This window comes from Halomonas sp. SL18_1, from assembly GCF_055755715.1.
Genome location: NZ_JBVTRK010000001.1, coordinates 715,864 through 738,233, shown reverse-complemented (window position 1 = coordinate 738,233; position 22,370 = coordinate 715,864). Strand labels below are relative to the sequence as shown.

The window sequence follows — 22,370 nt, the reverse complement described above, 5'->3', positions numbered from 1 at the left end:
TGACTTGGGTCGCTCTTCGCGCCAGGCTATCCTGTGCGGATGATGCGCTCCTTGGATTTCGACTACCTGCAACAGCTACGCCATTCCCATCCGGCGTGGACCCTGCTGCGTGCCGAAAACGCCCCGATGATCATCGGCTTTCTGCAGCGCACCTTCATCGTGCCGAACCTGCGCAGCATCGCCGAACAACCCCTGGCGGCACAACTGGACGACTGGCTCCATCATCTGCGTCGGGAGATCGGGGAGGCGGCCTTTCCCCGCGAGGCCATGGCCTACCTCAACGAGTGGGCCGACGACCGGCACCGCTGGTTGCGCAAGTACTACCCAGCCGCGGGGACGAGCCGCACTTCGACCTTACCCCGGCCGCCGAGCAGGCTCTGCACTGGCTGTCGAGCCTCGAACAACGCCAGTTCATCGGCGCGGAGTCGCGCCTCAAGCAGGTCTTCGACCTGCTGCGCGAGATCGACCAAGGGAGCGAGACCGATCCAGAGGCCCGCATCCGCGACCTTGAGCGGCGCCGCGATGCCATCGATGACGAGATCGCCGAGATCCGCGCCGGGCGTCTCGACCTGATGGCGACGACGGCGCTGCGCGAGCGCTTCCTGCAGATGACCGACACCGCCCGGGCCCTGCTCGCCGACTTTCGCCAGGTCGAACAGAACTTCCGTCACCTCGACCGCGAGGTGCGTGAGCGCATCGCCACCTGGGAGGGCAGCAAGGGCGAGCTACTGGAAGAGGTCTTCGGCGACCACGATGCCATCCGCGACTCCGACCAGGGACGTAGCTTCCATGCCTTCTGGGAGTTCCTGATGTCGCCGGCTCGCCAGGAAGAGCTCACCGAACTGCTGGAGCGCACCCTCAACCTGGAGACGGTCGCCGATCTGGCCCCCGACCCGCGCCTGGCGCGCATCCACTACGACTGGCTATCCGCCGGCGAAGTGGCCCAGCGTACCGTCGCCCGGCTCTCCGAGCAGCTGCGACGCTACCTGGACGACCAGGGGTGGCTGGAGAACCGCCGCATCATGGGGATTCTGCACAACATCGAGCGCCACGCCCTGGCGCTGCGCGAGACGCCCCCAGGTGGAGGTGATGACCCTCGACGAGCCAGCGCCACGCCTCGAGCTGCCCATGGAGCGTCCGCTCTTCCGTCCGCCCGTCAAGCCGCGCATCGTCGCCGAGCGCCTGGCCAGCGGCGACGACCAGACGATCGGCGCCCAGGCGCTGTTCGACCAGCACCATGTGGACAAGGAGCGCCTGCGCGCCCGGGTGCGGCGCGCGCTGCAGACCCGCGACCAGGTCACCCTCGAGGAGCTGCTGGCCGACGAGCCACTCCAGCAGGGACTCGCCGAACTGGTGGCCTGGCTGGCCATCGCCACCGAGGGTCGCCACGGGCTGCTCGACGAGACTCACCCCCAACAACTCGCCTGGCAGGACGACCAGGGGCGCTGGCGGCGCGCCCGGCTGCCGCGCGTCATCTTCACCCGTCAACCGGTGCCCACCCCATGAGCGACATGACATTCGACTCACCGACGCTCTCCGGCGAGCGGCGTTTCTCGTTGATCCTGATCGCCCTGATGAAGGGCGTGCTCTATCAGGACCGCGATCCCGGCCAGTGGCAGGACCTGCTCGACCACCAGGCGCGACTGCGCGATCATTTGGCCCCGCTGGGGCTGTCACTGATGCTCGACGAGGTCGAAGGTTACGCCTACCTGTACCAGCGACCGGACGACGACGAGAACCCGCTGCCCCGCCTGGTGCGGCGCCAGCCGCTGAGCTACCCGGTCAGCCTGTTGCTGGCACTGCTGCGCAAGAAGCTTGCCGAACAGGATGCCGGCGGTGACGAACTGCGCCTGATCCTCTCCCGCGAGCAGCTCCAGGAGATGCTCACGCTGTTCCTCGCCGACACCAGCAACGAGGCGCGCCTGCTCGACCGCCTCGACGGCCATATCAACAAGGTGGTGGAGCTGGGCTTCCTGCGTCGCCTCAAGGGCGATACACAGCGCTACGAGGTGCGCCGCCTTCTCAAGTCGTTCGTCGATGCCCAATGGCTCGCCGAGTTCGAGCAGCGCCTGGCCGAATACCGTGAATATGCCGAGGAGGCACGCTGACATGCAGCTCGGCGAACTCGACTTCGGCACGGCACCGGGGCGCGCCGGCTTTCGCCTGCAGCGCCTGGAAGTCTACAACTGGGGGACCTTCCACCGGCGCGTGTGGCGCCTGGAAGCCGGTGGCGACAACGCCCTGCTGACCGGCGACATCGGCTCCGGCAAGTCCACCCTGGTCGATGCCATCACCACCCTTCTGGTGCCCGCCCAGCGCATCACCTACAACAAGGCGGCCGGCGCCGAGGCCAAGGAGCGCAGCCTGCGCTCCTACGTGCTGGGCCACTACAAGAGCGAACGCGGCGACGCGGGACTCAGCGCCAGGTCGGTGGGCCTGCGCGACCACAACAGCTACTCGGTGATCCTCGGCCACTTCTACAACGAGGGCTTCGATACCCACGTGACCCTGGCCCAGGTGTTCTGGATCACCGACACCCAGGGCCAGCCGGAGCGCTTCTACGTGGTGGCCGACCGTGAACTGGCCATTGCCGGTGACTTCGACGACTTCGGTAGCGACCTCAAGCACCTCAAGAAGCGCCTGCGCGACAGCCCCCATGTCGAGCTGCACGACAGCTTCCCGCCCTATGGGGCCGCCTTTCGCCGCCGTTTCGGCCTGGGCGCCGCCAACGACCAGGCCATGGAGCTGTTCAACCAGACGGTGTCGATGAAGTCGGTGGGCAACCTCACCGACTTCGTGCGCACCCATATGCTCGAGGCGCTGCCCATGGAGGAGCGCATCACCGGCCTGATCCGCCATTTCGACGACCTCGACCGCGCCCACGCCGCCGTGCTCGAGGCACGGCGCAAGATCGAGGCGCTGACCCCGCTGGTGGACAACCTCGACCGGCACGAGGCCCTGGCGGCGCAGCAGGCCGAACAGGTCGAGGACCGCGAGGCGCTGAAGAGCTACTTCTCCCACCACAAGGCCGCCCTGCTGGAACGCCGGCTGGAACGCCTGGACGCGGACCTGGTGCGCCTGGCCACCCGGCTCGATGAGCTGACCGAACAGCGTCGCCGAGAGGCCAGCCAGCGCGACGATCTGCGCCGGGCGATTGCCGACAGCGGGGGCGACCGCCTGGCCCAGTTGGCCCGCGAGATCGAGGAACTCGTCAAGGCGCGCGACCATTGTCGCCGACGCGCCGAACGCTACCGGGAGCTGGCCGAGGCGGTGGGCCTGGAGGTCGCCGAGGATGCCGAGACCTTCCGGGCCAATGCCGCGGCCGTCGACCGGGCTCTGGCCAGCCTGGACGACGACGAGAACGCCCTGACCGAGCAGCGTACCGAGCACGAGCTGACGCTGCGCGGCCTGAAGGACCAGCACGACGCGCTCGACGCCGAGTTGGCCTCGTTGCGCGAACGCCGCTCCAACCTGCCGGCGCGCATGCTCGCGCTGCGCCAGCGGCTCTGTGAGGCCACCGGCCTGGAGGAAGGCACCCTTCCCTTCGCCGGCGAGCTGCTGCAGGTGCGTGAGGATGCCCGCGACTGGGAAGGTGCCGCCGAACGGGTGCTGCACAACTTCGCCCTCTCGTTGCTGGTGCCCGACGCCCACTACGCCGAGGTCGCCGACTGGGTCGAGCGTACCCAACTGCGCGGCCGGCTGGTCTACTACCGGGTACGCCGCACCCAGGCCGCCGCACCCTCGCTGCATCCCGAGTCGCTGGTACGCAAGCTGGCCATTCGCCCCGACAGCGACCACTACGCCTGGCTGGAACAGGAACTGGGCAAGCGCTTCGACTATGCCTGCTGTCGCGAACTGAACCAGTTCCGCCGCGAGCAGCGCGCCCTGACCCGCAACGGCCAGCTCAAGACCGGCGGCGAACGTCACGAGAAGGACGACCGCCATCGCCTCGACGACCGTACCCGCTACGTGCTGGGCTGGAGCAACGAGGCCAAAATCGCCGCCCTGGAGGCAGAAGCCGAGACCCTGCAGCGACGCATCCAGGCCAGCGCTGCCCAGGTGGCCGAGGTCCAGGCCGAGCAGCGCCGGCTCGGCCAGCGGCGCGGCGACCTCAGCCGCCTGCAGGGCTTCGAGGAGTTCCGGGTCCTCGACTGGCGCACCCCGGCGGCGCAGCTGGCCAGCCGCGAGGAAGAGCGCCGCAAACTGGAAGAGAGCTCCGACCGGCTCAGGACGCTGCAGGCCCAGCTACAGGAACTGGAGGCCGCCAGCACCGCCACCGAGGCGGCCTGGGGCCAGGCCCAGAGCGAACAGGGCAGCCTGAAGGCGCGGCGCGAGGCGGCCGACGCCCAGCTCGCGGAAGCCCGCTCACTGGTCGAGAGCCTCGCTGCCGAGCAACGCCAGGTCAGCTTCCCGCGCCTCGATGCCCAACGTTCCCAAGCCTTGGGCGAGCACCAGCTCAGCGTTGAGTCCTGCGACAACCGCGAGCGGGAGATGCGCGATTGGCTGCAGGCGGCCATCGATGCCCGCCAGAAGCAGCTCGACCGGCTGAGCGAGGCGATCGTCAAGGCCATGCAGCACATCCGCACCGCCTGGCCCCAGGACACCGAGGAGGTGGATGCCAGCCTGGCCGCCGGCGACGACTATCGCACCCTGCTGGCGGCGCTGCAGGCCGATGACCTGCCGCGCTTCGAGGCGCGCTTCAAGCGGTTGCTCAACGAGAACACCATCAACGAGATCGCCGGCTTCCAGGCCTTCCTCAACCGCCAGCGCGAGGACATCCGGGACCGCGTCGCCACCATCAACGCCTCGCTGCACGACATCGACTACAACCCGGGGCGCTATATCCGCCTGGTCGCCGAACCCAGCCCGGATGCCGATGTTCGCGACTTCCGCCAGCAGCTGCGCGCCTGCACCGAGAGCACCCTAAGCGGCAGCGACGACGAGCAGTATTCCGAGACCAAGTTCCTGCAGGTCAAGGCGATCATCGAGCGCTTCCGCGGCCGTGAGGGCAGCAGCGAACTGGACAAGCGCTGGACCCGCAAGGTCACCGACGTGCGCCATCACTTCCTGTTCTCGGCCTCCGAGCGCTGGCGCGAGGACGACAGCGAGCACGAGCACTACTCGGACGCCGGCGGCAAGTCGGGCGGCCAAAAGGAGAAGCTCGCCTATACCGTGCTGGCCGCCAGCCTGGCCTACCAGTTCGGCCTGGAGTGGGGCGAGAGCCACTCGCGCTCGTTCCGTTTCGTGGTCATCGACGAGGCCTTCGGCCGCGGCTCCGACGAATCCGCCCGCTACGGCCTCGAGCTGTTCGCCCGGCTCAACCTGCAACTGCTGATCGTCACCCCGCTGCAGAAGATCCACATCATCGAGCCCTATGTGGCCAGCGTGGGCTTCGTGCACAACGAAGAGGGGCGCCAATCGATGCTGCGCAACCTGACCATCGAGGAGTACCGCGAGGAGAAGGCCGCCCGGGAACGGATCGAGGTGCTGTGAGGTGCAGTCGCGAACCCATGCCTGGACCACGCCGGATGAGATCCGCCGCCAGCTGCAGCGCCATTGGGACAGCGGTGCCCTCCTCGCCGACCGCCTGGCCCGTCAGACGGGCCATGATAACTCCTGCAGCGAAGGGCTGTTCCCGCTGGCCCTGCGCCTGCGCCGCCCCACGGCCCGGGACATCACCGAACGCTTCGCCGAGGTGGCCGCCTGGGTCAGGCAGCTGCGTGACAACAGTCGCGACATCCTGGGCCATGGCTACGCGATCGAGTTCCGCCGCCAGGGCAACCGCGTGCAGGGAAGCAACGAGCTCCCCGCCAAGCTGATCGTTCCCAGTAGCGAGGACGCCCTGCGGCTGCTGGGCCGGAAGCGTGATGCCGAGCGCTTCGATGCGCTGGCCGAGAAGATCCTGGCCCGCCAGCCGCAGCTGGCCGACTGGCTGCGTCGACAGCCGCTCAGGGCGCTGGAACACGAGGACAGCTGGCCACAGCTGCTCGCCGTGATCGACCACTTCCAGCGCCATCCGCGCCCCGGCTGCTATCCGCGCCAGCTGGCGATTCCCGGTGTCGACACCAAGTTCATCGAGGTCCGGCGCGGCCTGCTCGCAGCGCTGCTCGACGAAGTTCTGCCGGCCTCGGCCATCGACCCCGAGGCCAGCGGGGTAGGCGGCTTCAACCAGCGCTTCGGGCTGCGCAGCCCCTCGCCGCTGGTGCGCCTGCGCCTGCTCGACCCGGCCCTCCACGTGCAGGGGCTGAGCGACCTGAGCCTTCCCGCCGAGCAGTTCGCCACCTTCCGGCCGGCGGTGGAGCGCGTCTTCATCACCGAGAACCAGACCAACGGCCTGGCTTTTCCCGACGTACCCCGCTCGCTGGTGGTATTCGGGCTGGGCTACGGTCTGGAACATCTGGTACGTACCCCCTGGCTCAGGGAGGTCGATATACATTACTGGGGTGATATCGACACCCACGGCTTCGGTATCCTCGACCGGGTGCGTGCCTCGCTGCCCGAAGCCCGCTCGCTGCTAATGGATCAGCAGACGCTGCTGGCGCACCGCTCGCTATGGGGCAAGGAGCCTGCCGACAAGCGCCTCGGGCATACCCCCAGCCGACTCACCGACGCCGAGCTCGCGCTATTCCTTGCCCTGCGGGACGATACCTGGGCCGAGCGCGTGCGACTCGAGCAGGAGCGCATCGACTTCGGCTGGCTGAGGGAGCGACTCGGTGTCGCTTGCTGGACAACTGAATAAGGACTAAATTAAGTCCACACACCCATGCGAAACCGAACGCCATGAAGTACTCAGAGAACATCAAGCCGATCAGCTATCTGAAGGCCCATGCTGCCGAGATTTCCCGATCGCTCAACGAGCTTCGCGAGCCGATGGTGATCACCCAGAACGGCGAGGCCAGGATGGTCGTGCAGGACATCAGGAGCTATGAGCAGACCCAGGAAACCCTGGCGCTGCTGAAGATCCTGGCGCTAGGCAGCCAGGAGGTCGAGCAGGGCAAGACTCTGGATGCGGCCGAGTGTTTCAACCAGTTGCGCCGAGGAGAGCGCTAGCGGTGGCGCTGCAGGTCGAGCTCACTGCCTCGGCCTTCGAGGACCTTCGCGAGCTCTACGACTTCATTGCCGATGACTCACCCCCTGCGGCCGAGCGGCTTCTCGCCGCCATCGAGGCGCGCATCATGTCGCTGGGGCAGCACCCCGAGCGCGGCAGCCATCCCCGTGAGCTGCTGGAGCTGGGTATCCGGGACTATCGCCAGGTCATCGAGCCGCCGGTGCGTATCCTCTATCGCCAGCATGACGAGCGCCTCATCGTCTATCTGATTGCCCACAGCCGGCGCGACATGCAGCGGCTGCTGGCGCGCCGACTCCTGAGCTAACTCACTCGCCGTCCGCCAGCGCCGGCAGCAGCGTCTTGAGCTTGCCTGCCCTTCAAGAGAGCGCGTATTGCGGCCCCCTCTTCTTTAGGTTCATCGCAGACTGGCGTGAACAGGCTATGATAGGGGTCGGGAAGGGCTGTGCCCTCCCCGCCCTCCGAACCGTGCGTGCGGTTCTCCCGCACACGGCTCTCCAGTCGATGGTTTTCCTCATCGGGATTGGCTCGCGTACCGCCAGGCTCCGGCTAGGGTGAAGAGCCCTGCGGTCGCGAAGAACGTATTCGACCAGCGCCATGTGTCCGACCGGGTGTTACCACGCCCGGGCGCTTCTCCTGCTTGCGCAGCATGGCCCGAAGACGTCGACGAATGAAGCCATCCAGAGGCCGGAACGTCGTCCGATAGGCATGCTGGAAGTAGCCGAACCAGCCTCTCAGCATGGGGTTCAGCGAGGCAATGACGTGCCGCAAGCTCTTGCCTTCCGTCCGCCGCGTCTTGCTTCTCACCTTGTCCTTGAACGCCTTGAGGCTCTTCTTACGCACCCAGCGCCTGCCCGCCTCGAAGCGGTAGCCTAGGAAGTCGAAACCCTGTCCCTTCTGCCGGCAATCGCCGACGTGGGTCTTGTCAGGGTGCAGGGTCAGGCCATTCGCCGCCACCCATTCCTGTACGTGGGCCAGGGCTTGTCGGGCCTCCTGCTCACTGTGGCAGAGAATGACGAAGTCATCGGCATACCGCACCATACGGTAGCCGTGCTGTGTCACTTCCTGGTCCAGCGGATGCAGGTAGACGTTCGCCAACAAGGGGCTGATGATCACTCCTTGTGGCGTCCCTGACGTGGGGGTCCATCGGCTCATGTCGCTGACAATATCCTGGCTCAACCAGCTTCGTAGCAAGGCCAGCAGTCGACCGTCGCTGATCCGTCCCTCGACGCGGGCCATCAGGCGGTCGTGCGGGATGCTATCGAAATAGCCTTGCAGATCCGCATCCACCACCCAGGTCATGCCCGCCTTGAGCGCCTCATCAACGTCTCGTAAGGCATCCTTGCAGCCTCTGCCCGGCCGGAAGCCGTAGCTCATCGGCAGGAACTCATGCTCGAAGATCGGTTCGATCACGCGCTTGACCGCTGCCTGGACAATACGGTCCTTGACGGTCGGAATGCCCAGCGGGCGCATCTTGCCGTTGCCCTTGGGGATCTCGACGCGTCGCACCGCTTGCGGGCGGTAACACCCCGCTGCCAGGTCGGCCTGGAGCTCCTCAAGGTAGCGTTCGGCCTGCGACGCAAAGCGGGACACGCTTTGCCGATCGACACCCGCCGCTCCCTGGTTGCGGTAGACCTGCAGCCAGGCACTGACCAGGGTCGACGAGCGGTATACCTTGTCGATCAGACTGAACCACTTACGTCCTTTGACGCCGTTATCCAGCGCCGCCAACATGCGGTCCGTCCAGATCGAGCGGTCAATCCCTGCCATCGTGGCGGGTGTTGACGCATCTTGTTTAGCCCCATCGTGGGGCACTGTCGATGCTGTGCTGTCGCGTTCGCTCATCTCTGGTCGTCTCTCGCATCCATCTTCCTGCCTCCCTTCCCTCGGCGCAGGTTCTGTTCTCTGCGCCTCCTGTGCGGCGCCTTGGCGGTAGGCAGAGTCCGCGCTCCAGCATCTCTCGATCCCGGCTTTCGCCGGGATGAGCCGTGGCCAGGGCGTGATCCGCACGCCGGTACTATGAAGGCTCTGACTCCTGGCCGCTGTCACCTCGGCTGCCAGGTCTCCCCGTTTATCTCGTACACCCTTCCTGACGTTCCGCCTCCAACCACCTGGCAGGTCCCGTCGTCGCTTTGTCCGCCATACCAGCGCGACGGGTGAGTTTCAGGCTTCGCTATCTCCCAGCGAGCTCGCCACCTGACCCGGCCGAATCGAGTTCGTCATCCTACGGACCGCCAGTTCGCCTCCGGTTGCTTCCCACCCCGCCTCGCGACGACGCAGTTACCTTTGGCTACGGGGCCATGGCTTACCCCGATGCGGACTCTCACCGCACTGTGTGCACGCCTTCTCGGGCGCACTGGGAGGGAGCTTCAGCTCGCGAAGTAGCGCGCAGCGCTACCCATGGGCGCCTGCGGCGCCTTCGCCCGGCAGAGCCGGCCTCCCACCATAGAACCTGGCAAACATGTTCACTCTAAAGTGCGAAGAGCCCTTCTTTACTCGCCATCCGCCAACGCCGGCAGCAGCGTCTTGAGCTTTCGCGTCAGCGTATTGCGTCCCCAGCCCAGCAGCTCGGCGGCCTCGCCCTTGCGCCCGCCGGTGTGCTTGAGCGCCGTCTCGATCAGGATGCGTTCGAAGTCCGGCACCGCTTCTTCCAGCAGGTGGGTATGGCCCGCGGCCAGGGCACGGTCCGCCCAGTGGCGAAAGGCGGTGCGCCAGTCGCCACTGACGCCGTCCACGGCCTCGGGCTCGCGCAGCTCGGGGGGCAGGTCCTCCACCAGCACCTCGCGGCCCGAAGCCATTACCGTCAGCCAGCGGCAGGTATTCTCCAGCTGGCGCACGTTGCCGGGCCACGGCAGACGAGTCAGATGCGCCTCGGCGTCGGCGGTCAGCACCTTAACGTCGGTGGCAAGCTCCTTGGCCGCCTCGACCAGGAAATGGCGGGCCAGGCGCGGGATGTCCTCGCGCCGTTCGGCCAGCTTGGGCAGGTGCACCCGAATCACGTTGAGGCGGTGGAAGAGGTCCTCGCGAAAGCGGCCATCCTCCACCAGGATCTCCAGGTTCTGGTGGGTCGCGGCAATGATCCGCACGTCCACCTTTACCGGGGTGTGCCCGCCCACGCGGTAGAACTCGCCGTCGGCCAGCACCCGCAGCAGCCGCGTCTGGGTCTCGGCAGGCATGTCGCCGATCTCATCGAGGAAGAGGGTGCCGCCATCGGCCTGCTCGAAGCGCCCCTGGCGCTGGGCGGTGGCACCCGTGAAGGCGCCCTTCTCATGGCCGAACAGCTCCGACTCGATTAGGTCGCGGGGAATCGCGGCCATGTTCAGGGCGATGAACGGCCGGCCTGTCCGCGGACTATGCTGGTGCAGCGCCCGGGCGACCCGCTCCTTGCCGGTGCCCGACTCGCCGTTGATCAGCACGGTGATATGCGAATGCGACAGTCGGCCGATGGCGCGAAACACCTCCTGCATGGCCGGCGCCTCGCCGATGATCTCGGCGTCCAGGCCTTCGGGCACGCTGACCGGCCGCTTGCGCTCACGGGCGTGGGCCACGGCGCGCCGCACCAGCGCCAGGGCCTCATCCACGTCGAAGGGCTTGGGCAGGTATTCGAAGGCCCCACCCTGATAGGAGGCCACGGCGCTGTCCAGATCGGAGTGGGCGGTCATCACGATCACCGGCAGGTCGGGATGCGCTTCGCGGACCCGCGACATCAGGTCGAGCCCATCGATGCCGGGCATGCGGATATCGGTGACCAGCACGTCCGGCGGGTCGTCCAGCAGACGTCCCAAGGCCTTGTCGGCGCGCTCGATGCTCTCGACCTCGAGATCGGGCTGGGCCAGGGCACGCTCCAGCACCCAGCGAATGGCGCGATCGTCGTCGACAATCACCACGCGTGCGACATCAGTCATGGCGCTTCTCCAGCGGAATCAGTAGTCGAAATTCGGTGTGGCCGGGCCGTGAGTCGCATTCGATCAGCCCCTGGTGCTGATGCAGAATGCCCTGGGCGATGGACAGCCCCAGCCCGCTGCCGTCGGCCCGGCCCGATACCATGGGATAGAAGAGGGTTTCCTGCAGCTCCTGGGGAATGCCGGGGCCGTTGTCGATTAGAGCCACTTCGCAGACCAGGCGGTGCCGCTCGGCGCCAAGCGTGAACTGGCGGCGCGCCCGGGTCCGCAGCTGCAGGCAGGGCGCCTCGGTTCCCGCCGCGGCCATGGCCTCCACGGCGTTGCGAGCCACGTTGAGCACGGCCTGGATCATCTGCGCCTCGTCGCCGGGAAAGTCCGGCAGACTGGGATCGTAGTCGCGGCTGATCTGCACCTCGGGCGTCTCGGCGATCAGCAGAGCACGCACTCGCTCAAGCACCTTGTGGACGTTGAGCGACTCATGGCGCGCCAGCCGATTCGGACCCAGCATCGAATCCACCAGGTCCCGCAGCCGGTCGACCTCCTCGATGATGATATGGGTGAACTCGGCCAGCGCCGGGTCGTGCAGGTCCCGCTCGAGTAGCTGAGCGGCACCGCGAATGCCGCCCAGCGGGTTCTTCACCTCGTGGGCGAGCCCGCGGGAGAGTACCTTAATCGCCTCCTGACGATTGAGCAGCGCCTCCTCCCGGGAGATGCGCAGCAGCCGGTCGCGAGGCTCCATCTCCACCAGCAGCTCGCTGGCAGACAGCGGCGTTACCGTATAGTCGACGGTGAGCGTGGCGCCGGTGACCAGAGTCAGCCTGACCTCACGCTGGGTGAAGGGATGAAACGCATCGCGGGCCTTGGCCAGCACCGCCACCATGCCATCGTCGTCGGCGGCCAATGACGACAGCGGCACCCCCGTGACCCGCCCCAGGCTGACCGCCAGCAGGGCCTCGGCGGCCGGATTCATCCAGCTCAGCCGCAGGCCGTCATCGAGCAGCAGCACCGAGGTGGTGAGATGTTCCATCAGGCGTTGGTACATGGTGGCCAATCCTTGAATAGAGGCTTGCACCCACTTCGTGCCTCCCCGGGCAATCATGAAGCGGCAACTGGCGCGGCGCTGCTCTGCAAGGGCGCCGGCACTCAACCTGAAAGAAGCAAGAAGCGCGCCAACCAGCATTTCCGCGGCCCGGCGCCGTTTCGGTGCTCTCACACCCGAGGCGATTGCACCAAGATAGTGCACCATCAGGGCGGGTGCACAGCAGTGAGAAGAGCACTGCCCTGATACGGCACCTCTGTCGGACACGCCGTCCCGCTCAAGGGTCGCGAAACAGGTGGCGCTCGAGCGATGGCCCGTCGCGACGGCGCTGCTCCCGGAAGCGCGCCGCGGGCCCGCCTTCTGCCGCTTCGGCCTCATCGCGGCCTTCATCGCGCGGCTTGTCGCGACAGGGCCTGGGAGTGCCGTCCGGGCACAGCGGCGGGGGTGCCCGGCGAGAGGCGAGCTAATCCGGGCGGTTGGGATTCTGGGGCAGGTTGACGCTGGCGCGCTGCACATAGAGAGTCACCGGCTCGGTGCGGTGGCGCACCTCGCCGCTGGCGTCCAGCAGCTCGGCCTGCAGCACATGCTCGCCGCGGTAGAGGCCGGTAAGCATGAAGGCGCTGGTATGCATGGCCGACTGGCTGACCTCGCCGCCGACCAGCAGCCGCACCTGATGGTCTTCGCGAAGCGCCGGCTCGATGGCCAGCTCCACCGCGACATCCCCGGCGTAGCCGGTGGGCAAGGTCTCTTCGTGCTCCGGCGAAACGATGCGGAAGGTATCATAGGGCATAAAGGGCTGCCCCGGGGCCCGGTCGCGACGCGGCGCCTCGCGGCTCTCCACCCGCTCCGGCTCCGTCCGTCGCACCTCGCCCCGCGAGGGCACCGCCGTCAGGGGCGCCAGTTCCACCTGCTCGCCGCCACGATCCGGCTGGTCGGTAAAGGTCACGTTGCCCTGGGCATCGGTGGTGCGATAGATGGTAGTGGCCAGCGCCGATGTGGCCATCATCATCAGCCCCAGGGCCAGACACGCCAACGCCTTGCTCATACCGGAAGTCCTCTTCGTCGCTCTCCACGCCGGCAGCCGACGCCTCGCCGACTCTCTTGGCCGCCTTCGCCACGCCTGACCGGCGCCTTCTCCTTGGAGAGTGTACGACAAAAAGGGGTTCCACCGTGGTGGAACCCCATGCAGGTACGGTGCGGCCGCCCCTGGGGCGGCCGTCCGCCTCAGCAGCTGTAGTACAGGTCGAATTCGACCGGATGGGTGGTCATGCGCAGGCGCTCGACGTCTTCCATCTTCAGCTCGATATAGGCATCGATCATCTCGTCGGTGAACACGCCACCCTCGGTGAGGAAGCCACGATCGGCGTCCAGGGAGGCCAGCGCCTGGTCAAGGCTCTCAGCCACGGTGGGCACGGCCTTGCCCTCTTCCGGCGGCAGGTCATACAGGTTCTTGTCCATGGCGTCGCCGGGATGGATCTTGTTCTTGATGCCGTCGATACCGGCCATCAGCATCGCCGCGAAGCACAGGTAGGGGTTGGCGGTCGGGTCCGGGAAGCGGGCCTCGATGCGCTTGCCCTTGGGGCTCGCGGTATAGGGGATACGAATGGAGGCGGAGCGGTTGCGGGCGCTGTAGGCCAGCATCACCGGCGCCTCGAAGCCAGGCACCAGACGCTTGTAGGAGTTGGTGGAGGCGTTGGTGAAGGCGTTCAGGGCACGGGCGTGCTTGATGATGCCGCCGATGTAGTAGAGCGCCATCTCGGAGAGCCCGGCGTACTCGTCACCGGCGAACTGGTTGACGCCATCCTTCCAGAACGACTGGTGGACGTGCATGCCGGAGCCGTTGTCACCCACCAGCGGCTTGGGCATGAAGGTGGCGGTCTTGCCGTAGGCGTGAGCCACGTTGTGGACCACGTACTTCATCTCCTGCAGCTCGTCGGCCTTCTTCACCAGGGTGTTGAACTTGACGCCGATCTCGTTCTGGCCGGCGTTGGACACCTCGTGGTGGTGCACCTCGACGGTCTGGCCGATGGCCTCCAGGGTGTTGCACATGGCGCCACGGATATCGTGGAAGCTGTCCACGGGAGGCACCGGGAAGTAGCCGCCTTTGACCCGCGGACGGTGGCCCAGGTTACCGCCTTCGACCTGGCGGTCGGTGGACCAGGCACCCTCCTCGGAGGTGATCTTGTACATGGCGCCTTCGATATCGGCCTTCCAGTGCACCTCGTCGAAGATGAAGAACTCCGGCTCCGGGCCGAAGAAGGCGGTGTCGCCCAGGCCGCTGGACTGCAGGTAGGCTTCGGCGCGCTTGGCGATGGAGCGCGGGTCACGCTCGTAGCCCTGCATGGTGGCCGGCTCGATGATGTCGCAGCGCAGCACCAGGGTGGCATCCTCGGTAAACGGGTCGAGGAAACCGGTACCGTCTTCCGGACGCAGGATCATGTCCGACTCGTTGATCCCCTTCCAGCCGGAGATGGAGGAGCCGTCGAACATCTGGCCGTTCTCGAAGAACTCTTCATCGATGTCACGCGCGGGAATGGTGACGTGCTGTTCCTTGCCCTTGGTATCGGTGAAACGCAGGTCCACCCATTTCACATCATGTTCTTCAATCAGGGCGAGAGTCTTGGCTGACATGCTGTCCTCCGTTTGAGCCTAGGCTCGATTCGTTGGCGAGTGATCCACTGGCGCTGGTTCGTCCCAGCAAATGTTGTAGCACGCCGCAGGCCGGCTGCCCACGACCACCATGCACGAACATGGCGCTGCCCAATACAATGCAGACAACGTGCCAACATCGCACCAAGAGTGACGGACAACCAGCCAACCACTTGAAAAGCAATCGGTATTTCTCTCTTCTGCCGTGCACCCAAAGAGCGCCTGGAAAAAATCGCTGCCGCCAGCGCCTCCCTAACCCCCGGCAAATGCACCAAAAAAGTTCCCAAAACGCAAAAATGCACTATCTTCGTGCAGATTCTTCAGGCGCTGCCACGCCGTAGAGCAAGTACATCTTGGGCGACAGGTCAACGGCAGCGGTCAAGCAGCATCGTTAAGTTTTCGTTTAATCCGGGGTTTGAGAGGGTATCGAGCAGAGGATACCGTCCATCGCTACCGCGATACGTAGCAAATCAGCATTTCATCAAGCTGATATCCAATAAAAAGCGCTACTTCATCCGCGCCATTGGCCGCATCGGCCCGCCACCCACAACGACAACTTCCAACAACAGACTCACATGACTGATATGCCACGTAAGAATTTCTGGTCCGGGCTAGGCGTTGCCGCCGTGACGGTGGTGCTGCTGACCTGGATCATTCCCACCTACGGCGGCAGCGGCTTCGCCTTCGGGCTTCAACCCCAGCGGCTGGCCACCCTCGGCGCCTGGCTAATCCTCGGCTGCTCCATCACCCTGACGGTGGTAAGCGCCATCGCCCTGAAGCGCCGCGGCGAGCCCTTCGCCATCCTTCCCGATCTCGGCCACCTCTGGCACCAGGCGTGGCCGTTTCTGTATGTGCTCGGTTTCATCGCCTTGATCGACCGCTTCCCGTTGACCTGGGTGGCGCCGGCCCTGATCGGCGGCCTGCTGCTGCTGCTCGGCGAACGCCGCTGGTACGTGGTGGTGTTGACCGCCGCCGTCCCCACCGCCGGCCTCTATGGCCTCACGGCCCACCTGATGCGCATCGGAGTGGTATGACATGATCGGATTCGACGCCATCCTCGGCTCCTTCGCCGCCGCCTTCCACTACGAGTCCATCGCCATCATCCTCGGCGGGGTGCTGCTCGGTTATATCGTCGGCGTGATCCCGGGGCTCAACCGGGCTGTGGCCATCGCCATCGCCATCCCGCTGACCTTCTACATGTCGGCCTACGCCGCCATCGCCTTTCTGATCGGCCTCTCCAAGGGCACCGCCGCCGGCAGCGCGGTCTCGGCCATCTTGCTCAACACCCCGGGGAACCCTCCTCGGCGGCCACCTGCCTGGACGGCTACCCCATGGCCAGCTCCGGCAAGCCGCGCAAGGCCCTCAAGGTGGGCCTGCTCGCCTCGGTGATCGGCGACCTGCTGGCCACCCTGCTGCTGATCGCGGTCGCCATCCCCTTCGCCTCGGTGGCGCTCAAGTTCGGCCCCTACGAGCTGACCGCCATCCTGATCTTCGCCCTGGTGTTCATCGCCGGCATGGCGGGGGCTCCTTCCTCAAGGGCCTGGCCGCCGGCGGCATGGGGGTGATCCTCGGCACCGTGGGCCTCGACCCCGAGACCGGCGCCATGCGCCTCACCTTCGGCTATACCGAGCTGATGGAGGGCGTGCCGATCCTGCCCCTGGTGATCGGCACCCTGGCGCTGGCCGAGATGTTCGTGCAGCTTGAGGAGTATCGCCGCAACAAGGACGCCAGCGTCATCAAGCTGGGCAAGAATACCGACGACGACCTCTCCTACCGGGAGTTCAAGGGCACCCTGCCGACCATCTTCAAGAGCACCGGGGTGGGCGCCTTCGTCGGCGCCCTGCCGGGGCTGGGCCCCTCGGTGGGGGCCTTCATGGCCTACGGCCTGGCCAAGCGGACCGCCAAGGACCCGGACAGCTTCGGCAAGGGCAACCCCAACGGCATCGCCGCCGCCGAGGCCTCCGACAACGCGGTGATTCCCGCCAGCTACATTCCACTGTTCGGCCTGGGCATTCCCGGCAGCGTCTCGGCCGCCCTGCTGGTCGGCGCCTTCATGATCCACGGCATCCAGGTGGGACCGCTGATGCTGCGTGACCACCCCGAGATGCTGTTCACGCTGTTCTCGGGGATGATCGTGGCGAGCCTGCTGATGCTGGCCGTGGGCTGGTACGGCCTGCGCCTCTTCGCCCGGGTCACCAGCGTCCCACCGCATATCGTGATCTCGGTGGTGATCTTCCTCTGCCTGGCCGGCATCCAGGTACAGGGCTACGGCACCTTCGGGCTGATCACCGTCTTCGTCTTCGCGATCTTCGGCTACTTCCTGAAGAAGTTCGACTACTCCTTCGTGACCTTCCTGGTCGCCTTCATCGTCACCCCCATGCTGGAGATGAACCTGCGCCAGTCGGTGATCCTCTCCGGCGGCGAGATCGGCATCCTGCTCGAGCGCCCCATCGCCCTGGCCTTCGTCGTGTTCACGGTGCTGATGGTGCTGCACCTGGGCTGGAGCAGCTATCGGCGCTGGATGCAGGCCAGGCACAAGGCCAAGTCGGTGTGACCCCCTTGGCCGGCCACCGGGCCGGCTGTTACCACGGCCCCAGGGCCAACGCAGCACAACCCCACAACAACGCCACCAACGAGGTTCCTAACATGAAGATAAAACTGCTGAGCACTGCCGTCCTCTCCGCCGCCGTGGCCCTCGGCGCCGCCGCCCAGGTCCAGGCCGACGACTTCCCGTCCAAGCCGCTGACCCTGGTGGTCGGCTGGGGCGCCGGCGGCAGCACCGACATCCAGGCCCGGGTGCTGGCCGACATCATGACCGAGGAGCTCGGCCAGCCGGTCAACGTGGTCAACCAGCCCGGCGCCGGCGGCGGCGTGGCCCTGGCGCGCCTGGCCAACAGCACCGACGAGGGCTACACCTTCGTCTTCGGCACCTCCATGACCATCACCTTCGGGCCGCTCTCCACCGAGACCACCTACGATCTGGATGATTTCCGCTATGTGGCCGGCGTGACCCTGGGCCAATCGGCCCTGGTCACCGGCGAGAACCGCCCCTTTGGTGACAGCTGGGACGACCTGGTGGAGTACGCCCGCGAGAACCCGGGCACCAGCTACGCCAACCAGACCGCGCTGGACCGCATGATCATCGAGTACATCGCCCAGCGCGAAGGGCTCGACCTGCGTATCGTGCCCACCTCCGGCGGCGCCGGCATGGCCCCGCTAATCCTCTCCGGCGACGTGGACTTCGCCTACAGCGGCGGCACCCACTCCGGCTACGCCGAGACCGGCGAGATGCCGGTGCTGCTGAGCCTGGCCGAGGATCGCCTGGTGGCCTACCCGGACGCCCCCACCCTTCAGGAGGCCGGCTACGACATCAACGCCGCCGAGATCCGCGTGGCCATGGTGCCCAAGGACACCCCGGACGCCCACGTCGAGCGCCTCGCCGAGGCGCTGAAGGCGGCCACCGAGGACGAGCGCTTCATCGAAGTCACCGAGGAGCGCATCCTGATGCCGGTGACCTGGATGCCCGAGGACGAGGTCACCCAGACCCTCGCCGACCAGGTCGAGGGCTACAAGGCGCTGCTCGAGGAGCTGGGCGGCCTGCCCGGCGCCGAGTAATCCCGACGCGCCTGTCGGACGTAGCACGAAGCGTCCTTCGCTTCCGATCGCCTGGCGGACACCCCGGCAGGCGACCTGAAACGGCGACTCGACACGCGGGGCCAACCCGGCCCCGCACTCGCCGATCCGGCATCTCGCGACACCCGCAGGTGCCACGACACCACTGAGGTCCAACAATGAAAATGAAGCTGCTGAGCACCGCTGTTCTCTCCGCCGCCATGGCCTTCGGCCTCGCCGGCCAGGCCCAGGCCGACGACTTTCCCTCCAAGCCGCTGACCCTGGTGGTCGGCTTCGGCGCCGGCGGCAGCACCGATATTCAGGCCCGGGTGCTGGCCAACGTGCTCGAGGAAAACCTCGGCCAGCCGGTCAACGTGGTCAACCAGCCCGGCGCCGGCGGTGCGGTGGCACTGACGCGGCTGATGCATAACCAGGATGAGGGGCACACCTTCGTCTACGCGGGCACCAACGGCACCCTCACCTTCGCTCCCCACGCCCACGACACCGAATTCACCCTGGACGACTTCCGCTACGTCGCCAGCATCACCACCGTCCAGCACGCCATCGTCACCGGTGAAGACCGCCCCTTCGGCGACAGCTGGGAAGACCTGCTCGACTATGCCCGCGAGAACCCGGGCACCAGCTATGCCACCCAGCACGCCCTGGATCGCCTGGTGATCGAGTACATCATGGAGCAGGAGGGCCTCGACCTGCGCATCGTACCCACCTCCGGCGGCGCCGGCATGGCCCCGCTGATCCTCTCCGGCGACGTGGACTTTGCCTACAGCGGCGGCACCCACTCCGGCTATGCCGATACCGGCGAGATGCCGGTACTGCTGGGCATGGACGGCGAGCGGCTGTTCGCCTTCCCGGACGCGCCGACCGTGATGGAAGCCGGCTACGATATCGATACCTCCGACTTCCGCGTGGTGGTAGTGCCCAAGAACACCCCGGACGCCCACGTCGAGCGCCTCTCCGAGGCTCTGGAGGCAGCCACCCAGGATGAGCGCTTCATCGAGATCACCGAGGAGCGCATCCTGATGCCGGTGCACTTCCGCGACGAAAGCGTGGCCACCGAGATGCTCTTCGCCCAGTCCGAGAACTACCGTCAGCTGCTCGAAGAGATGGGCGGCGTACCGGAAGACGACTGAGCCTGGCTCGGTCCTTCAGCCATGCCCAGCCGCGCCCGCCGATATGGCGGGCGCGGTCTTGAGGGGCTGGAGAAACGGCATTGGGCGACAGCACCTGACCGCCGGGGAGCACGCCTCGGCGTTGGACCTCAGGTCTCGCCGCTGGCGACCCGAGCCTGGCAGGCGCGCAGGCGGCCAAGCAGCTCGGGCAGCGCCTCGGCCTCGAGACCGGGATCGAAGCCGCCGATACGCTCGAACCAGCTGCGGGTCACGCAGAAGGCGTCGACCAGGGAAGGGCGGCGCAGCAGACGCCACAGCAGCGGCAGCGAGCGCGCCCGTGGCGCCGATAGCACCGCCGCATCCCAGTCCTGAGAGCGGCGGCCGCTGACCAGATCGGCCAGCCACTCGGGCGAAAGGTCGATGGCCGCCCCTGGAAAGATCAGGATCTCACCGGTGCTGCTCGATACGCTCGCATTGAGCCGACTGCCCAGCGCCATGGCGTCGACGAACAGCAGCCGCACGCCGTAGCGCTGGGTCAGGCTGGAGAGCCGCGCATCGTTGGTGTCATCGACCACCAATAGCTCCACCGCGCCCTGCTGGTTCCACTGGCGCATGGCTTTGTGCAGGGTCCCCAGCTGGCGAGGCAGCCGAGCGCCCGAAAGGCGAGCATCCAGGACGATGCTGCAAGTAGGCATGGTCAGTCGAGCTCCCAGGGCGACCGCCATGCATGGCGCTCACCGGTTCAACCCGCAGCCGGCCACCGGCTACAGTGTAAGTTCAGTGTATCTCCAGGTTTGAAAAAGTATCAATGAAGAGAGGGTTGAAATTCCTATTGTCCGCCCTCTCAGCTTCCCCCTGTAAAATACTGGCAACCCGGCTTACCGAAGCCTGGATGTGCCACGCCGGTTCCTGCAGCGTCGCTTACCCCCTGGCGGCACTTAGCGCTGTTAAATCAAGGCGGTGCGGCGCCAAGCCCGGGGCAACCGGCGTGAGCCGGGCGCCGGAGGCTCGTAAAACCGCCCGCGTGGCACCGGTAAAGGTGGAAGCCGCAGCGCCCCAGCCCCTATAATGCGTCCCCACTTTTTCCCAGCAGGATCGCGTCGTGATCGAGAATCTTCGCAACATCGCCATCATCGCTCACGTCGACCACGGCAAGACCACCCTGGTCGACAAGCTCCTCAGCCAGTCCGGCACCCTGGACCGCAAGGCCGAGGGGCAGGAGCGCATCATGGACTCCAACGACCAGGAAAAGGAACGCGGCATCACCATCCTGGCCAAGAACACCGCGATCCGCTGGCGAGACGGCAACGGCCGCGACTTCCACATCAATATCGTCGACACGCCAGGACACGCCGACTTCGGCGGCGAGGTGGAGCGCGTGATGTCCATGGTCGACTCGGTGCTGCTGCTGGTGGACGCCGTGGACGGCCCCATGCCGCAGACCCGTTTCGTCACCCAGAAGGCCTTCGACCAGGGCTTGAAGCCCATCGTGGTGGTCAACAAGATCGACCGCCCCGGCGCGCGGCCCGACTGGGTCATCGACCAGATCTTCGATCTGTTCGACAACCTGGGCGCCAGTGACGAGCAGCTCGACTTCCCGATCATCTACTGTTCGGCGCTCAACGGCATCGCCGGTCCCGAGCCGGAAGAGCTGGCCGAGGACATGAGCCCCATGTTCCAGGCCATCGTCGACATCGTCGAGCCGCCCAAGGTGGAGATCGACGGCCCCTTCCAGATGCAGATCTCGGCGCTGGACTACAACAGCTACGTGGGCGTCATCGGCCTGGGCCGCATCAAGCGCGGCGCGGTGCAGCCTAACCAGCAGGTGGTAGTGGTCGGCACCGACGGCGCCACCCGCAAGGGCAAGGTCGGCCAGGTAATGACCCACATGGGCCTGGAGCGGGTGCAGACCGAGCAGGCCACCGCCGGCGATATCGTCTGCATCACCGGCATCAGCGACCTGGCGATCTCCGACACCCTGTGCGACCCCAACGCCGTGGAGGCCCTGCCGCCGCTGTCGGTGGATCAGCCCACCGTCTCCATGACCTTCCAGGTCAACGACTCGCCCTTCGCCGGCAAGGATGGCAAGTACGTCACCAGCCGCAACATCAAGGACCGTCTCGACCAGGAGTTGATCCACAACGTGGCGCTGCGGGTCGAGCAGGGCGAGAGCCCGGAGAAGTTCATCGTCTCCGGCCGCGGCGAACTGCACCTTTCGGTGCTGATCGAGACCATGCGCCGCGAAGGCTTCGAGCTCGCCGTGGGCCGTCCGGAAGTGATCATTCGCGAAATCGACGGCGAGAAGCAGGAGCCGTACGAGGAAGTGATCATCGACTGCGAGGAGCAGCACCAGGGCGCCATCATGGAGGAGCTGGGGTACCGCAAGGGCGAGCTCTCCAACATGAACCCCGACGGCAAGGGCCGGGTGCGCCTGGACTTCATGATCCCCGCCCGCGGCCTGATCGGCTTTCGCGGCCAGTTCATGACCCTGACCTCGGGCACCGGCATCCTCACCAGCCGTTTCGATCACTATGGCCCGCTCAAGCCCGACGCCGCCATCGAGCGTCGCAACGGCGTGATGGTCTCCATGGTGGACGGCAAGGCCCTAGCCTATGCGCTCTACGCCCTGCAGGATCGCGGCAAGCTGATCATCGATCACGGCACCGAGGTCTACGAGGGCATGCTGATCGGCATCCACAGCCGCGCCAACGACCTGGTGGTCAACCCCACCAAGGGCAAGAAGCTCGACAACATGCGTGCCTCGGGCAACGACGAGAACATCGTGCTGACCCCGCCGGTGAAGTTCACCCTGGAGCAGGCCATCGAGTTCCTCGACGACGACGAGCTGGTGGAGATCACCCCCAACCATATCCGCCTGCGCAAGAAGTTCCTCAAGGAGCACGAGCGCAAGCGCGCCAGCAAGAAATAAGCGGCCTCGGCCCCGGCAACGCCCGCCCCTCCGGCGGGCGTTT

The 22,370-nt window shown here is 66.4% G+C and carries 15 protein-coding genes and 2 pseudogenes; 11 read left to right on the top strand and 6 right to left on the bottom strand.

What is annotated here, in order from left to right; translation table 11 throughout:
* Window positions 1-39 precede the first annotated feature (39 nt).
* The 6 genes and pseudogenes from ACSJDS_RS03775 to ACSJDS_RS03750 all read left to right on the top strand — a co-directional run bounded on the left by ACSJDS_RS03775 (window position 40) and on the right by ACSJDS_RS03750 (window position 7,373).
* Window positions 40-1,506, top strand: a pseudogene (locus ACSJDS_RS03775) (DUF3375 domain-containing protein).
* Window positions 1,503-2,108: a DUF4194 domain-containing protein gene (locus ACSJDS_RS03770; RefSeq protein ID WP_473032168.1), complete on the top strand. Its 606-nt coding sequence runs from the start codon at window positions 1,503-1,505 to the stop codon at window positions 2,106-2,108. Before ACSJDS_RS03775 ends, ACSJDS_RS03770 begins: the two are co-directional and overlap by 4 nt.
* Window position 2,109: 1 nt before the next feature.
* Window positions 2,110-5,493 (top strand): ATP-binding protein, encoded by a 3,384-nt coding sequence (locus tag ACSJDS_RS03765; RefSeq protein ID WP_473032167.1) that lies wholly within the window; start codon window positions 2,110-2,112, stop codon window positions 5,491-5,493.
* Window position 5,494: 1 nt separating this feature from the next.
* On the top strand, window positions 5,495-6,739 hold the full coding sequence (locus tag ACSJDS_RS03760) for a Wadjet anti-phage system protein JetD domain-containing protein (protein ID WP_473032166.1): 1,245 nt from the start codon (window positions 5,495-5,497) through the stop codon (window positions 6,737-6,739).
* A gap of 41 nt (window positions 6,740-6,780) precedes the next feature.
* Window positions 6,781-7,050, top strand: a complete 270-nt coding sequence (locus ACSJDS_RS03755; RefSeq protein ID WP_473032165.1) for a type II toxin-antitoxin system Phd/YefM family antitoxin — start codon at window positions 6,781-6,783, stop codon at window positions 7,048-7,050.
* Between the two features lie 2 nt (window positions 7,051-7,052).
* Complete coding sequence (locus ACSJDS_RS03750; protein ID WP_473032164.1) at window positions 7,053-7,373, top strand: type II toxin-antitoxin system RelE/ParE family toxin; 321 nt, start codon at window positions 7,053-7,055, stop codon at window positions 7,371-7,373.
* Window positions 7,374-7,615: 242 nt separating this feature from the next.
* Here ACSJDS_RS03750 and ltrA read toward each other — a convergent pair whose 3' ends face one another.
* From ltrA to glnA, 5 genes are all read right to left on the bottom strand, one after another.
* Complete coding sequence (ltrA, locus tag ACSJDS_RS03745) at window positions 7,616-8,911, bottom strand: group II intron reverse transcriptase/maturase (protein ID WP_473032163.1); 1,296 nt, start codon at window positions 8,909-8,911, stop codon at window positions 7,616-7,618.
* A gap of 647 nt (window positions 8,912-9,558) precedes the next feature.
* Window positions 9,559-10,971: a nitrogen regulation protein NR(I) gene (gene glnG, locus ACSJDS_RS03740; protein ID WP_473032162.1), complete on the bottom strand. Its 1,413-nt coding sequence runs from the start codon at window positions 10,969-10,971 to the stop codon at window positions 9,559-9,561.
* On the bottom strand, window positions 10,964-12,010 hold the full coding sequence (glnL, locus tag ACSJDS_RS03735) for a nitrogen regulation protein NR(II) (RefSeq protein ID WP_473032161.1): 1,047 nt from the start codon (window positions 12,008-12,010) through the stop codon (window positions 10,964-10,966). The genes glnG and glnL overlap by 8 nt, the downstream gene beginning before the upstream one ends.
* 460 nt (window positions 12,011-12,470) lie before the next feature.
* Entirely contained in the window at window positions 12,471-13,052 is a 582-nt protein-coding gene (locus ACSJDS_RS03730; RefSeq protein WP_473032160.1) for a DUF4124 domain-containing protein, read from the bottom strand.
* Window positions 13,053-13,231: 179 nt separating this feature from the next.
* Complete coding sequence (gene glnA, locus ACSJDS_RS03725; protein WP_473032159.1) at window positions 13,232-14,638, bottom strand: glutamate--ammonia ligase; 1,407 nt, start codon at window positions 14,636-14,638, stop codon at window positions 13,232-13,234.
* Between the two features lie 593 nt (window positions 14,639-15,231).
* Here glnA and ACSJDS_RS03720 point away from each other — a divergent pair.
* From ACSJDS_RS03720 to ACSJDS_RS03705, 4 genes and pseudogenes are all read left to right on the top strand, one after another.
* The gene (locus ACSJDS_RS03720) at window positions 15,232-15,690 is read left to right on the top strand and encodes a hypothetical protein (RefSeq protein WP_473032158.1); all 459 of its coding nucleotides are present in this window, start codon (window positions 15,232-15,234) and stop codon (window positions 15,688-15,690) included.
* A gap of 1 nt (window position 15,691) precedes the next feature.
* Window positions 15,692-17,210: pseudogene (locus ACSJDS_RS03715) on the top strand (tripartite tricarboxylate transporter permease).
* A 92-nt stretch (window positions 17,211-17,302) separates the two neighbouring features.
* Window positions 17,303-18,271 (top strand): tripartite tricarboxylate transporter substrate binding protein, encoded by a 969-nt coding sequence (locus ACSJDS_RS03710; protein WP_473032157.1) that lies wholly within the window; start codon window positions 17,303-17,305, stop codon window positions 18,269-18,271.
* A 176-nt stretch (window positions 18,272-18,447) separates the two neighbouring features.
* Window positions 18,448-19,419 (top strand): Bug family tripartite tricarboxylate transporter substrate binding protein, encoded by a 972-nt coding sequence (locus ACSJDS_RS03705; RefSeq protein WP_473032156.1) that lies wholly within the window; start codon window positions 18,448-18,450, stop codon window positions 19,417-19,419.
* Window positions 19,420-19,547: 128 nt separating this feature from the next.
* Here ACSJDS_RS03705 and ACSJDS_RS03700 read toward each other — a convergent pair whose 3' ends face one another.
* The gene (locus ACSJDS_RS03700) at window positions 19,548-20,093 is read right to left on the bottom strand and encodes a glycosyltransferase family 2 protein (RefSeq protein ID WP_473032155.1); all 546 of its coding nucleotides are present in this window, start codon (window positions 20,091-20,093) and stop codon (window positions 19,548-19,550) included.
* A 407-nt stretch (window positions 20,094-20,500) separates the two neighbouring features.
* Between ACSJDS_RS03700 and typA the strand changes: the two genes are divergently transcribed.
* Entirely contained in the window at window positions 20,501-22,327 is a 1,827-nt protein-coding gene (gene typA, locus ACSJDS_RS03695) for a translational GTPase TypA (RefSeq protein WP_473032154.1), read from the top strand.
* Window positions 22,328-22,370: the final 43 nt, after the last annotated feature.